This is a genomic window from Luteimonas sp. FCS-9, assembly GCF_001014645.1.
Lineage (GTDB): Bacteria > Pseudomonadota > Gammaproteobacteria > Xanthomonadales > Xanthomonadaceae > Luteimonas.
Genome location: NZ_LASZ01000014.1, coordinates 88701 through 101927, shown reverse-complemented (window position 1 = coordinate 101927; position 13227 = coordinate 88701). Strand labels below are relative to the sequence as shown.

Below are 13227 nucleotides of genomic sequence, written 5' to 3'. Positions count from 1 at the left end.
GTACTACCTGTCGGCCAAGGACAGCCCGCGGCGGTTCTTCACCTACCTGCTGCTGTTCATGGGCGCGATGCTGGGCATGGTCCTGGCCGGCAACCTGTTGCTGCTCGCGGTGTTCTGGGAGCTGACGTCGATCAGCTCGTTCCTGCTGATCGGCTTCTGGTCGCACCGGCAGGACGCCCGCCAGGGCGCGCGCATGGCGCTGACGATCACCGGCCTGGGCGGCCTGGCGCTGCTGGGCGGCGTGCTGCTGATCGGCCGCATCGTCGGCAGCTACGACCTCGACGCGGTGCTCGCGGCCGGCGAGTTGATCCGCGGGAGTCATCTGTATCCGTGGGCGCTGGGCCTGATCCTGCTGGGCGTCTTCACCAAGAGCGCGCAGTTCCCGTTCCATTTCTGGCTGCCGCAGGCGATGGCCGCGCCCACGCCGGTGTCGGCGTACCTGCACTCGGCGACGATGGTCAAGGCGGGCGTGTTCCTGCTCGCGCGGCTGCACCCGGCGCTGGCGGGCACCGACCTGTTCTTCTACGTGGTCAGCGGCATCGGCGCGACGACGCTGCTCGTCGGCGCCTGGTTCGCGATCTTCCAGCACGATCTCAAGGGCCTGCTGGCCTACTCGACGATCTCGCACCTGGGCCTGATCACGCTGCTGTTCGGCCTGTCGACCGAAATGGCGGTCGTCGCCGGCCTGTTCCACATCCTCAACCACGCGATGTTCAAGGCCTCGCTGTTCATGGCCGCCGGCATCATCGACCACGAGGCCGGCACCCGCGACATGCGCCGGCTCGGCAACCTGCGCCGGCTGATGCCGATGACCAGCGCGCTGGCGATCGTGGCCTCGCTGGCGATGGCCGGCATCCCGCTGCTCAACGGCTTCCTGTCCAAGGAGATGTTCTTCGCCGAGGCACTGGAGATCGGCGGGCACGGCACGATGCGCCTGGTCATCAGCGTCGCCGCGCTGCTGGCCGGCGTGTTCGGCATCGCCTACAGCCTGCGCTTCGTGCACGACACGTTCTTCGGCCACGGCCCGCGCGCACTGGACGTGGTGCCGCACGAGCCGCCGCGCTGGATGCGCATCCCGGTCGGCGTGCTCGCGGTGCTGTGCCTGGTCGTGGGCATCGTGCCGGCGCTGACCGTGCAGCCGCTGCTGCGCACGATGGCCCGCGGCACGCTGGGCGACGCCGCGCCGCAGTTCAGCCTCGCGGTCTGGCACGGCGTGAACCTGCCGCTGCTGATGAGCGTGGCGAGCCTGGTGCTGGGCGTGGCGCTGTATTTCGGCCTGCGCCGGCTGCTCGACTTCCACGCGGTGGTGATGCGGTCGATCGGACGCCACGTCTTCCACGTCAACATCGAGCGGCTGTTTTCGCTGGCGCGCGCGTTCACCGCGCGCGTGGCCAACGGCAGCCTGCAGCGCAGCCTGCTGGGGCTGCTGCTGGTGGCGATGCTGCTGGCCGGCTGGCCGCTCGCCGGCGAGGTCGGCGCGATCCTGGCCGCCGCGCCCGGCTCGCAGACGATGCCGATCATCGGCTGGATCCTGTGGGCGCTGCTGGTGGCCGCGTCGATCGGCACGGTGCTCGTGCACGGCAAGCGCCTTACCGCGTTGATCGTCATCGGCGGGGTCGGCCTGGCGGTCAGCCTGCTGTTCGTCTACCTGTCGGCCCCCGACCTCGCGCTGACCCAGCTGCTGGTGGAGATGGTCACGATCGCGCTGATGATGATGGCGCTCAACTACCTGCCCAAGCAGTCGAAGGTCGCGCGCGCGCCGCTGCGCAAGGTGCGCGACGTGGCGATCTCGCTGGTCGCCGGCGGCGGGCTGGCGACGCTGGCCTACGCGATGATGATGGCGCCGGTCGACACGATCTCCGGCGAATTGCTGGTGCGCTCGCTGCCCGAGGCCTACGGGCGCAACGTCGTCAACGTGATCCTGGTCGATTTCCGCGGCTTCGACACCTTCGGCGAGATCACCGTGTTCGGCACCGCGGCGCTGGTGGTGCACGCGCTGCTGCGCTGGGCGCGGCTGCAGCCCGACGAAGTGATGCCCGGCCCGCCGGTCAACCTGCCGATCGCGGCCGACCTGACCCAGCTGCTGTTCCCGCTCGCGCTCACGGTCTCGATCTACCTGTTCCTGCGCGGCCACAACGCGCCGGGCGGCGGCTTCATCGCCGGCCTGGTGTTCGCGGTGCCGGTGCTGGTGAAGTACGTGCTGCAGGGCGCGCGCGCGGTCGAGGCGACGTTCGGCTTCGACTACCTGCGCGGCATCGGCATCGGCCTGCTGCTGGCGGTCATCGGCGGCGTGGGCTCGTGGTGGTTCGGCGTGCCGTTCCTGACCAGCGGCCACGTCGACGTGACGCTGCCGGTCGTGGGCGTGCTGCCGCTGGCGAGCGCGCTGGTGTTCGACACCGGCGTCTACGTCGTGGTGTTCGCCGGCACGCTGCTGATGCTCTCGACGATGGGCACGGTCAAGCAACGCCAAGCCGCCGAGGAGACGCCCTGATGGAATTCGCGATCGCCAGCGCCATCGGCGTGCTCACCGCCTCGGGCGTCTACCTGCTGCTGCGCGCGCGCACGTTCGACGTGATCCTCGGCCTGACGCTGCTCTCGTACGCGACCAACCTGCTGATCTTCTCGTCCGGCCGGCTCGTGGTCGGCAAGCCGCCGGTCCTGCGCGATGGCGTGGCGCAGACACTGGTCAGCTACACCGATCCGCTGCCGCCGGCGCTGGTGCTGACCGCGATCGTCATCGCCTTCGCGATGACCGCGGTCACCGTGGTCGTGGCGATGCGCGAGCATGCGGACCTGCACACCGACCACGTCGACGGCGAGGAACCCGACGACGATCGGCGTGGAGGCGCCCGATGAACCATCTGGCGATCGCGCCGATCCTGGTGCCGCTGGTCACCGGTGCGCTGCTCCTGCTGCTGGAACGGCGGCACAGCGCCTCGACACTGCGGTGGTGGGCCTGGCTGGGCATGGCCGCGCTGCTGGCGACCAGCATCGCGCTGCTGCTGCAGGTCCAGCGCGAGGACATGCTGGTCTACCTGCTCGGCGACTGGCCGGCGCGGCTGGGCATCGCGCTGATGGTCGACCGGCTCTCGGCGATGATGGTGATGACCACCACGCTGCTCGCGATCCCGTGCCTGCTCTACGCGTGCGCGGGCTGGGACAAACGCGCGCTGCACTTCCATGCGCTGTTCCAGGTCCAGCTCGCCGGCCTCAACGGCTCGTTCCTGACCGGCGACCTGTTCAACCTGTTCGTGTTCTTCGAGGTGATGCTGATCGCCTCCTACGGCCTGCTGCTGAGCGGTGCGCGCGGCGAGCGCATCAAGGCCGGCATGCACTACGTGGTGTTCAACATCGCCGCCTCGACGGTGTTCCTGCTCGCGCTCGGGCTGCTGTACGGCCTGCTCGGCACGCTGAACATGGCCGAGCTGGCGGTGCGCGTGGCGCAGGTACCGCCCGAGACCGCACCGCTGGTGCGCGCCGGCGCGGGCCTGCTGCTGCTGGTGTTCTGCGCCAAGGCCGCACTGCTGCCGCTGTACCTGTGGCTGCCGGAGGCCTACGCGCGCGCGCCGGCCGCGGTCGCCGCGCTGTTCACGATCATGACCAAGGTCGGCCTGTACGCGATCCTGCGCGTCTACACGCTGGTGTTCGGCGCCGATGCGGGACTCTTGGCCGATCTCGCCTGGCCCTGGCTGCTGCCGGCCGGCGCGGCGACGATGGTGCTGGCCGCGCTCGGCGTGGTCGGCGCGCCGCGGCTGCGCATCGGCGTGGCCTACCTGGTGCTGCTGTCGGCCGGCATGCTGTTCGTCGCGTTCGCGCTTGCCAGCCCCGGCGCGATCTCGGCCGGCCTGTACTACCTGCCGCACAGCGTATTCGTGACCGCGGCGCTGTTCCTGCTCGCCGACATCATCCAGCGCCACCGCGGCCAGACCGGCGACTACCTCGTGCCGATCGCCTCGATGCCGGGCAAGACGGTGCCGGCGCTGCTGTTCCTGGTCGCGGCGATCTCGGTCACCGGCCTGCCGCCGCTGTCGGGCTTCATCGGCAAGCTGCAACTGCTCAACTCGGTACCCGAGTCGGTCATCGGCTGGGTCTGGGCCGCGATCCTGGGCAGCAGCCTGATGGCGATCATCGGGCTGTCGCGCAGCGGCACGCGGCTGTTCTGGCGCGTCGACCCGGTGCCCGAGGGCACCGCGCCGGTTCCGCTGCGTCGCGCCGAGATCGCCGCGACCACGCTGCTGCTGGCCTACGGCGTGGCGATGACCGTGTTCGCCGGCCCGCTGTTGCGCTACACCGAGGCGACGGCCGCGCAACTGCTCGACACCGGCGCCACCGTCGAGCGCGTCGGCGGCGCGACGCCGCTGATCCGGGAGCCGTCGCGATGAAGCGCCGCCTGCTGCCGTCGATCCCGCAGAGCCTGACGGTCTTCGCGTTCTGGCTGCTGATGGCCGAGGACATCGGCCCGGGCAACATCGTCATGGCGCTGCTGCTGGCCTGGCTGATGCCGCTGCTGGCGGCGCGCATGGAGCGGGAGTTCGCGCGCCTGGGGCGGCTGCGCGGCCTGTGGACGCTGACCGGCCGCCTGCTGTGGGACATCCTGGTGGCCAACCTGACGGTCGCCCGCCAGGTGCTCGGCCCGCGCGAGAAACTCAACTCGCAGTTCGTGTGGCTGCCGCTGGACCTGACCAACATCCACGGCATCTCGGCGCTGACCAGCGTGATCACGCTGACGCCCGGGACCGTGTCCGCGGAACTGTCGGAGGATCGCCGGTTCCTGCTGATCCATTGCCTGAGCACCGACGATCCCCAGGCGCTGGTCGCCGAGATCAAGGCGCGCTACGAAACCCCGCTGCGGGAGATCTTCCCATGATCCAGATCGCCATCGTCGTCGGCATGCACCTGGTCGGCCTCGCGATGCTGCTGTCCACGTGGCGGCTGCTGCGCGGGCCCACCGCGCCCGATCGCATCCTCGCGCTCGACACGCTGTACGTGAGCTCGATCGCCCAGCTGATCCTGTTCGGCATGCTGATGAACACCGAGATCTACTTCGAGGCGGCGCTGATCATCGCGATGCTCGGCTTCGTCGGCACCGTGGTGCTGAGCAAGTACGTGATCCGCCGGGACATCGTCGAATGAGCGTCGCGATCGACATCCTGGTCGTCGTGCTGCTCGTGGTCGGCTGCTTCTTCACGCTGCTCGGCGCGGTCGCGCTGCTCAAGCTGCGCGACTTCTTCCAGCGCGTCCACGGCCCGGCCAAGGCCAGCACGCTGGGCGTGGGCTGCATCCTGTTCGCCTCGATCGTCTACCACGCGGTCAACGAGAGCGGCGTGCATCCGCGTGAGCTGCTGATCACGGTGTTCCTGTTCCTGACCGCGCCGATCAGCGCGCACCTGATGTCGCGCGCGGCGTTGTCGCTGATGGACGACCGGCCGCCGCATCCGAAGCGGACGCCCGACGCGAGCCAGCGCGTGGTCGACGACGACGATCCGGCGCCTCCCGAGCGCGACTGACGCCGCCGGCGCCCCGTGCGGGGGGGGGAACGGGCCGTCAGCCGCAACGCTCGACGTAGTCGACCTGCGGCGGCACGCCGACGCGCCATGCGGTGACCGTGCCGGCGGCGTCGGTCTCGAACACCAGGGCCTTGTCGCCCTCGGCCACGCGCAGCGTGCGCGCGCCGTCGACGTACTTGTGCGGCGAGGCCTCGACGCCTCCCGCGTACAGGCGTTCGATCTGCGCCGCGTCCATGCCGACCTTGCCGCCACCGGGCGCGGTGTAGCCGTCGTCGCGCACGTCGATGCGCAAGAAGCGCTCGCCCTCGACGAGGAAGGCGATCCGCTCGCCCGCCGTGCCGTCGCCCTGCGGAGCGAGCATGTAGCAACCGCCCGGCTCGGACGGCGTCGCATCGCCGAGTTCATGGCCCCACGCCATCCGGACGGCCTCGGGCCCATTGCCGAACGCCGCCGGTCCGAAGCCCTCGAACGTGATCGCGTCATCGCTGCCGGGCACGCCCGTGTCGGGATGGTCGAGCGGGGGCGGCGCGGCCGGATCGTGTCCGAGTGCCGTGCCGTCGGCGGCGGGACCGGGCACCGGATCGACCGACGCATCGGGCGCGCGCTCGCCGCAGGCGGACAGCGCGAGCGCGAGCACGGCGATGCAGGAAATCGACGGTTTCATCGGCGGCGGCCTCGGTTGGAAAGCGCCGCAGGCTCGGCGAAGCCGCGTGAACGCGTTGCGAATCGCAGTGTCGTGCGCGCGATGGGGATTCCCGCGAACGTCATCGCGCGCAAGCGCGCTCCTACAAAGAAGATAGCTGACCTGTAGGAGCGGCCTTGGCCGCGAGGGCGTTCCCAATCTGGCCCCATCGCGCGCGAGCGCGCGCCTACAGACGAAGACGCGCCTGTGGGAGCGGCCTTGGCCGCGAGCGCTTCACCGTCCGGTCTCCATTGCGCGCGCGGGCTTACCGGCCCGTCGAGCCTCAGCGCGGCGGCGGGACGAAACGGTGTTCGAGCCCCTGCCAGACCGTCTGGTAGTCGCCCTGCCGGTGCGCGGCGTCGAGCGCCTGCGCGGTCGGCCGCAGCACGCCGCGCGTCTCGAACATGAAGGCCATCGTGTCGGCGATCACGTCCGGCGTCGCCAGGTCGGCCGCGCTCGCCTTGTCGAACGTCGCCGCGTCCGGCCCGTGGCCGCTCATGCAGTTGTGCAGCGAGCAGGCGCCCGGCGAGAAGCCGTCGGCCTTGGCGTCGTACCGGCCGTGCACCAGGCCCATGAACTCGCTGGCGACGTTGCGGTGGAACCACGGCGGCCGGAACGTGTGCTGGGCGACCAGCCAGCGCGGCGGGAAGATCGCGAAGTCGAGGTTGGCCGTGCCGGGCGTGTCGCTGGGCGAGGTCAGCACGGTGAAGATGCTCGGGTCGGGATGGTCGAAGCTGATCGAGCCGATCGCGTTGAACCGGCGCAGGTCGTACTTGTACGGCGCGTAGTTGCCGTGCCAGCCGACCACGTCGAGCGGCGAATGCCCGATCGGCGCCTGCCACAGGTGGCCCTGGAACTTGGCGATCAGCGAAAAGTCGCCCTCGACGTCCTCGTAGCGCGCCACCGGCGCGAGGAAGTCGCGCGGGTTGGCCAGGCCGTTGGCGCCGATCGGCCCGAGGTCGGGCAGCCGCAGCGCGCGGCCCTGGTTCTCGCAGACGTAGCCACGGCTCGGCCCGTCGGGCAGCTCGACGCGGAAGCGGATGCCGCGCGGGATCACCGCGATCTCCTGCGGCTCGACCTCGAGCGTGCCCAGCTCGGTCGCCAGCACCAGCCGGCCCAGCTGCGGCACCAGCAGCAGTTCGCCGTCGGCGCTGTAGAAGAAGCGGTCGGCCATCGACGCGTTGGCGGCGTAGACGTGGATGCCCACGCCATCGTAGGCGCCGGCGCCGCCGCTGCCGCCCATCGAGAACAGCCCGTCGACGAAGTCCACCGGCGTCTCGGGCAGCGGGATCGGACTCCAGCGCAGTTGCTCGGGCGTCACCGGGCCGCGGTCGAAGCCGTCGTGGAAGCGCGGCTGGGCGAACGGCGCGAAGCGGCCGTGCAGCACCGCCGGGCGGATGCGGTACAGCCAGCTGCGCCGGTTCTCGCCGCGCGGCGCGGTGAACGCCGTGCCCGACAGCTGCTCGGCGTAGAGTCCGTGCGCGACGCGCTGCGGCGAGTTCTGGCCGACCGGCAGCGTGCCGGGCTCGGCCTGCGTCGCAAACTCGTTGCCGAAGCCGGACATGTACCCGAGCGCCGCATCCGCCTGCGCGTCATGGCGCGGCAGCGCGATCACCTGGTCTTGGATCGATGCGTTCATCGCTTCACCTGGAGGGAATGCTCACCGCCGCGCGGCGCGGGCGGCGTGGATCGAAGACGCGGACCGGAGCGGAGTGGAATGGTGCGGTTGCGAGCTGCGTCCGGGGGCCCCGGACGCTCGCGCCTCGTGCCGTCGTTCCCGCGCCCGCGGGCGCGACGGGCGACCTGCCCGATCGCGCCCCGATCCGTGTGCATCGACGGACATCCGCGGCCGGAAACCGCCTTACAGCACGCCGCGCTTCATCTGGTCGCGCTCGATGCTCTCGAACAGCGCCTGGAAGTTGCCTTCGCCGAAGCCCTCGTTGCCCTTGCGCTGGATGATCTCGAAGAAGATCGGGCCGAACGCGTTCTGGGTGAAGATCTGCAGCAGCTTGCGCTGCTTGGTCTCCGGATCGGCGTCGATCAGGATCTTGTTGCGTGCCAGGCGGGCGACATCCTCGCCGTGGTCGGGGATGCGCTGGTCGATGACCTCGAAGTAGGTGTCCGGCGTGTCGAGGAACTCGATGCCGTGCTCGCGCATCTTCTCGATCGAGGTGTAGATGTCGTCGGTGAAGCAGGCGATGTGCTGGATGCCCTCGCCCTTGTAGGCGTCGAGGTACTCGTTGATCTGCGACTTCGGATCGCTCGACTCGTTGAGCGGGATGCGCACGATGCCGTCGGGCGCGGTCATCGCCTTGGACTTCAGGCCGGTCTTGCTGCCCTTGATGTCGAAGTAGCGGATTTCGCGGAAGTTGAACAGCTTCTCGTAGTAGTCCGACCACTTCTGCATGTTGCCGAAGTAAAGGTTGTGCGTGAGGTGGTCGATGAAGGTCAGCCCGAACCCGACCGGGTTCTGGTCGGCGCCCTCGACCGGCACGTAGTCGTCGCCGTAGATCGAGCCCGACGCGCCGTAGCGGTCCACCAGGTACAGCATGCAGTCGCCGATGCCCTTGACCACCGGCGCGTCGACCGCCTTGGTCGCCTCGCGCGCGCCGATCGCCTCGCCGCCGTTCTCGAGCACGCGCCCGTACACCTCGTCGGCGGGACGCTGGAAGCGGATCGCGAAACCACAGGCCGAGGGGCCATGGGCCTTGGCGAAGTCGGCGGCGAACGAATCGGGATCGGCGTTGAGCAGGAAGTTCACCTGGCCCTGGCGATACACCGTGATCGGCCGCGACCTGTGCCGCAGCACCGCGGTGAACCCCATGTTGCGGAAGTACGCGTGCATCGCGTCGGCCTGGCCGGCGGGCGCCGCGAACTCGACGAATTCGAAGCCGTCGATGCCCATGGGATTGTCGAACGTGGTGACGTCCATGCCCAGGTTCGGGCCGGTGTGTGCGTGTGCGCTCATGGGATACTCCGTGGCGTGACGATGGCTTGGATGCCTGTTTATAGTTTCAGCTGCAACCACTTGCAAGGCGCACCGCACCATGACGCAGCCGGTTTCCCACGCCGTTCGGGACGAAGACGACGCCCCGGCCCCCGAGCGCGCGACGCTCGACCTCGAGACGTTCCTGCCCTACCGGCTCAGCGTGCTGACCAACCACGTCAGCCGGGGGCTGGCGGACATCTACTCCGAGCGCTTCGGGATCAGCGTGACCGAGTGGCGGGTCATCGCGGTGCTCGGCCGCTACCGCGGGCTGTCGGCCAACGAGGTGGCCGAGCGCACCGCGATGGACAAGGTCGCCGTCAGTCGCGCGGTCGCCCGGCTGCTCGAACGCGAACTGCTGCTGCGCGGCATGCACGACAGCGACCGGCGGCGCTCGGTGCTGGAACTAAGTCCGGCCGGCTACGCCGTCTACGACGTCGTCGTGCCGCTGGCGCTGGAGTACCAGCAGCAGGTCATGGCGCCGCTCGACGCCGACGAGCGCGCGGCGTTCGTCCGCATGATGGACAAGCTCGAGGCGCCGCTGCACGGCTGATGCGCCGGCCAGATGCGGAAACGGCGGCCACAGGGCCGCCGTTTCCGTTGCGTGGGCGTCGCGTCCGGCGCGCGCCGGTCACTTCACCCCGTGCATCAGCCGGTTGACCAGCGGCGCGATCACGAACAGCAACACGCCGGCGCCGGCCAGCGCCCAGAAGCCGAACGTGTAGCCCGCATGCGCCGACTGCACGGTCATGCCCGCCTCGCCGCTGACCCGGCCGGCGAAGATGCCCGCCAGGTTGTTGCCGATCGCGATCGACAGGAACCAGCAGCCCATCGCCATGCCCGCCAGCCTGGTGGGCGCCAGCTTGGTCGTCATCGACAGGCCGATCGGCGACAGGCACAGCTCGCCGACCGACTGGATGACGTAGACCATGAACAGCGTCCAGAACGGGATCTTGCCGTTGCCGTCGACCATGCTGTTGAGCGCGATCATCAGCAGCAGGAAGGCCAGGCCGTTGAAGATCAGCCCCAGGCCGAACTTGCGCGGGATCGAGGGATTGGCGCGCCCCATCTTGACCCACATCCACGCCATCAGCGGCGCGAAGGTGATGATCGCGATCGAGTTCACCGACTGGAACCACTCCAGCGGAAACGTCCAGTCGCCGAACTCGCGGTCGACGATGCGGTCGGCAAGGAACGTGAACGAGCTGCCGGCCTGCTCGAAGAACATCCAGAACAGCACGTTGAACACGAAGATCACCAACATCGCGAGCACCTTGTCGCGCGCGACCCGGCCCTCGCGGACGCCCTCGACCAGCAGCATCACCGCCGGCACCACGAACAGCGCCATCAGGATCGCCTGCAGCGCATTGGCGTCGATCGTCAGCAGGAAATAGAACAGCGGGATGCCCACCACCGCGCCGAGCAGCGCGACCATGCCCACGCGGCCCAGGCCTTCCTGCCCGGGGGCCGGCAGACCGATGCCCTTGAGCTGGCTGCGACCGGCCCAGAACCACACCAGGCTGATCACCATGCCGATGCCGGCCGAGATGAACACCCACTGGTAGTGCGGGTCCTCGTTGGTGCCGAACACCTGCCGGGCCAGCCAGCCGGTGATGACCGGCGCGATCATCGCGCCGATGTTGATGCCCATGTAGAAGATCGTGAAGCCGGCATCGCGGCGCGCGTCGCCCTGCGCGTAGAGCTTGCCGACCATCGTCGAGATGATCGGCTTGAACAGGCCGTTGCCGACGATGATCGTGGCCAGGCCGAGCTTGAACAGCGGTTCGGCCGGCGAAGCCAGCAGGAACAGGCCGACCGCCATGAACAGCGCACCGAGCAGGATCGAACGCTGGAACCCGACCAGCTTGTCGGCGACGTAGCCGCCGAAGATCGCACCGGCATAGACCAGCGCCAGGTACGCGCCGTAGAGCTCGCTGGCCGGCCGTTCGCCCGCGGTGTCGCCACCGTGGAACTGCGCGACCACGTACAGCACCATCGCCCAGCGGATGCCGTAGAACGCGAAGCGCTCCCAGAATTCCGACATGAAGAGCATCCACAGCGGCCGTGGATGGCCGAGCACCTGGGCGAACTCGGGCGGATTGACGGGCGGCGGTGGCGGCACCACCGCGACTTTGGGCTCGACGACGTCGGCGCTCATGGAGATCCTTGCAGAAGGGAAGCTGGGACGGTCCGGCGGACGGGACGGCCCGTCCGCGGAGCGGCGAGAATCCCAGCCCGCGGCCCGGGCGTCAACGCATCGACCGCGCGCGCCGCGCCGACGCCCCTGTTCAGCCGGTCGGATAGTCGTAGCGCGCGCCCAGCCCCAGCGGGATGCCCAGCCCCCAGAACGCGAGCAGGAACGACGTCCACAGCACCGACAGCGCGATCGAGTACGGGATCATCATCGACACCAGCGTGCCGATTCCCGCCGCGGTCACGTAGCGCTGGCAGAACACGACGATCAGCGGGAAGTACGGCATCAGCGGGGTCAGGATCGTCGTCATCGAGTCGCCGACCCGGTAGGCGGCCTGGGTCAGGTCCGGCGAGACGCCCAGCTGCATCATCAGCGGCACCATGATCGGCGCCAGCAGCGCCCACTTCGCCGATGCCGAGCCGATGAACAGGTTGACGATGCCGGTCATCAGGATCAGGCCGATGATCGTCAGCCACATCGGCAGCCCCAGCGCCTTGAGGAAGTCCGCGCCCTCCACGGCCATCAGCGTGCCCAGGCCCGAGCCGTTGAAGCCGGCCAGGAACTGCGCGATGAAGAACGCGATGACGATGTAGTAGCCCATGCCGCTCATCGACTTGGTCATCGCGGCGATGACGTCGCGGTGGGTCTTCACCGTGCCGGCGACGGCGCCGTAGACCACGCCCGGCAGCAGGAACAGCACGAAGATCAGCGCGACGATCGACTGCATCACCGGCGCGCCGGCGACCAGCAGGTCGTTGCCGCCGGCGAGCACCGCCGGATCGTCGGCCGGCGCGCGCCATGGCGAGCCGTCGGGCACCAGGCTGAGCGCGAACGCCAGCGCGGCGAGCGCCATCGCCGCCACCGCCCAGGTCAGGCCGCGGCGCTCGGCATCGCTGAGCGGGTCCATCTTCGGCAGGTTGGCCGGGTCGCCGTCGACCGGCGTGCGCGCCAGGCGCGGCTCCACGATGCGGTCGGTGACGAACCAGCCGATCACGATGATCAGCAGGCTCGAAGCGGTGGTGAAGATCCAGTTGTTGAGCGGATTGACCGTCAGCGCCGGGTCGAGGATGCGGCCGGCCTGCTCGGTGAAGCCGGCCAGCAGCGGGTCGAGCGACGAGGGCACCAGCAGCGTCGCCGAGAATCCGCCCGACACGCCGCAGAACGCGGCGGCGATGCCGGCCAGCGGGTGGCGTCCGGCGGCGTAGAAGATCACCCCGCCCAGAGGGATCACCAGCACGTAGCCGGCGTCGACCGCGACGTGGCTCAGCACCGCGACCGCGACCAGCGCCGGCGTCAGCAGCGCGCGGGGCGTCACCGCCAGCACGCGGCGCAGCGCGGCGTTGATGAAGCCGGTGTGCTCGGCCACGCCCAGGCCCAGCATCGCGATCAGCACCACGCCCAGCGGCGCGAAGCCCAGGAACACCCGCACCATGTTCGCCATGAACGCGGTCAGCGACTCGCCCGAGAGCTGGTTGACGACCTGGATCGGCGTGCCGCTGCGCGGGTCGATCGCGGCGAAGTCCACGCCCGACAGCGCCCAGGACAGCCCCCACACCGCGAGCATCAGCAGCAGGAACAGCATCGCCGGATCCGGCAACCGGTTGCCGACGCGTTCGATGGTGTCGAGGACGCGGGCGATGGCGCCGCGCGGCGCGGCGGTGTCCGGAGTGGGCGCGGTCATGCGGCGGATTCCCCTGAGGCGTGCGGCCTCGCATCCTAGCAGCCCTGTCCGCGGCGCCGGCCAGTTGCCTCGCGCCGCGCGCGAAGCGAAGGTCCACCCCGTAGGAGCGCGCTCGCGCGCGATGGGCTATCGGGAAAGGCCCGATCGCGCGCAAGGGCGCGCCTACATGAAACACGC

Annotated in this window: 12 protein-coding genes; 7 read left to right on the top strand and 5 right to left on the bottom strand. The window is 69.7% G+C overall.

The features are described from left to right. The 6 genes from WQ56_RS12610 to WQ56_RS12585 form a co-directional block, all read left to right on the top strand. The coding region (locus WQ56_RS12610) for a monovalent cation/H+ antiporter subunit A (protein WP_047137466.1) at nt 1-2491 on the top strand (2491 nt) is incomplete at its 5' end. Next, on the top strand, nt 2491-2856 hold the full coding sequence (locus WQ56_RS12605) for a Na+/H+ antiporter subunit C (protein WP_047137465.1): 366 nt from the start codon (nt 2491-2493) through the stop codon (nt 2854-2856). The genes WQ56_RS12610 and WQ56_RS12605, both read left to right, overlap by 1 nt. Next, nucleotides 2853-4382: a monovalent cation/H+ antiporter subunit D gene (locus WQ56_RS12600; RefSeq protein ID WP_047137464.1), complete on the top strand. Its 1530-nt coding sequence runs from the start codon at nt 2853-2855 to the stop codon at nt 4380-4382. The genes WQ56_RS12605 and WQ56_RS12600 overlap by 4 nt, the downstream gene beginning before the upstream one ends. Then, on the top strand, nt 4379-4867 hold the full coding sequence (locus tag WQ56_RS12595) for a Na+/H+ antiporter subunit E (RefSeq protein WP_047137463.1): 489 nt from the start codon (nt 4379-4381) through the stop codon (nt 4865-4867). Before WQ56_RS12600 ends, WQ56_RS12595 begins: the two co-directional genes overlap by 4 nt. After that, nucleotides 4864-5133 carry a K+/H+ antiporter subunit F gene (locus WQ56_RS12590; protein WP_047137462.1) on the top strand — a complete coding sequence of 90 codons (270 nt, stop codon included), beginning with the start codon at nt 4864-4866 and terminating at the stop codon, nt 5131-5133. The genes WQ56_RS12595 and WQ56_RS12590 overlap by 4 nt, the downstream gene beginning before the upstream one ends. Continuing rightward, nucleotides 5130-5507 (top strand): Na+/H+ antiporter subunit G, encoded by a 378-nt coding sequence (locus tag WQ56_RS12585; RefSeq protein ID WP_047137461.1) that lies wholly within the window; start codon nt 5130-5132, stop codon nt 5505-5507. The genes WQ56_RS12590 and WQ56_RS12585 overlap by 4 nt, the downstream gene beginning before the upstream one ends. Before the next feature lie 37 nt (nt 5508-5544). Here WQ56_RS12585 and WQ56_RS12580 read toward each other — a convergent pair whose 3' ends face one another. From WQ56_RS12580 to hppD, 3 genes are all read right to left on the bottom strand, one after another. Continuing rightward, the gene (locus WQ56_RS12580; RefSeq protein WP_047137460.1) at nt 5545-6171 is read right to left on the bottom strand and encodes a hypothetical protein; all 627 of its coding nucleotides are present in this window, start codon (nt 6169-6171) and stop codon (nt 5545-5547) included. 301 nt (nt 6172-6472) lie between these two features. Then, nucleotides 6473-7753, bottom strand: a complete 1281-nt coding sequence (hmgA, locus tag WQ56_RS12575) for a homogentisate 1,2-dioxygenase (RefSeq protein ID WP_047137482.1) — start codon at nt 7751-7753, stop codon at nt 6473-6475. Nucleotides 7754-8050: 297 nt separating this feature from the next. Next, a complete protein-coding gene (gene hppD / locus WQ56_RS12570) occupies nt 8051-9157 on the bottom strand; it encodes a 4-hydroxyphenylpyruvate dioxygenase (protein ID WP_047137459.1) in 1107 nt (368 codons plus the stop codon). 79 nt (nt 9158-9236) lie between these two features. Between hppD and WQ56_RS12565 the strand changes: the two genes are divergently transcribed. After that, entirely contained in the window at nt 9237-9728 is a 492-nt protein-coding gene (locus WQ56_RS12565) for a MarR family winged helix-turn-helix transcriptional regulator (RefSeq protein ID WP_047137458.1), read from the top strand. 78 nt (nt 9729-9806) lie between these two features. Here WQ56_RS12565 and WQ56_RS12560 read toward each other — a convergent pair whose 3' ends face one another. Both WQ56_RS12560 and WQ56_RS12555 read right to left on the bottom strand, forming a co-directional pair. Further along, entirely contained in the window at nt 9807-11333 is a 1527-nt protein-coding gene (locus WQ56_RS12560; RefSeq protein WP_047137457.1) for an oligopeptide:H+ symporter, read from the bottom strand. A 130-nt stretch (nt 11334-11463) separates the two neighbouring features. After that, entirely contained in the window at nt 11464-13050 is a 1587-nt protein-coding gene (locus WQ56_RS12555) for an AbgT family transporter (protein ID WP_047137456.1), read from the bottom strand. Nucleotides 13051-13227 lie beyond the last annotated feature (177 nt).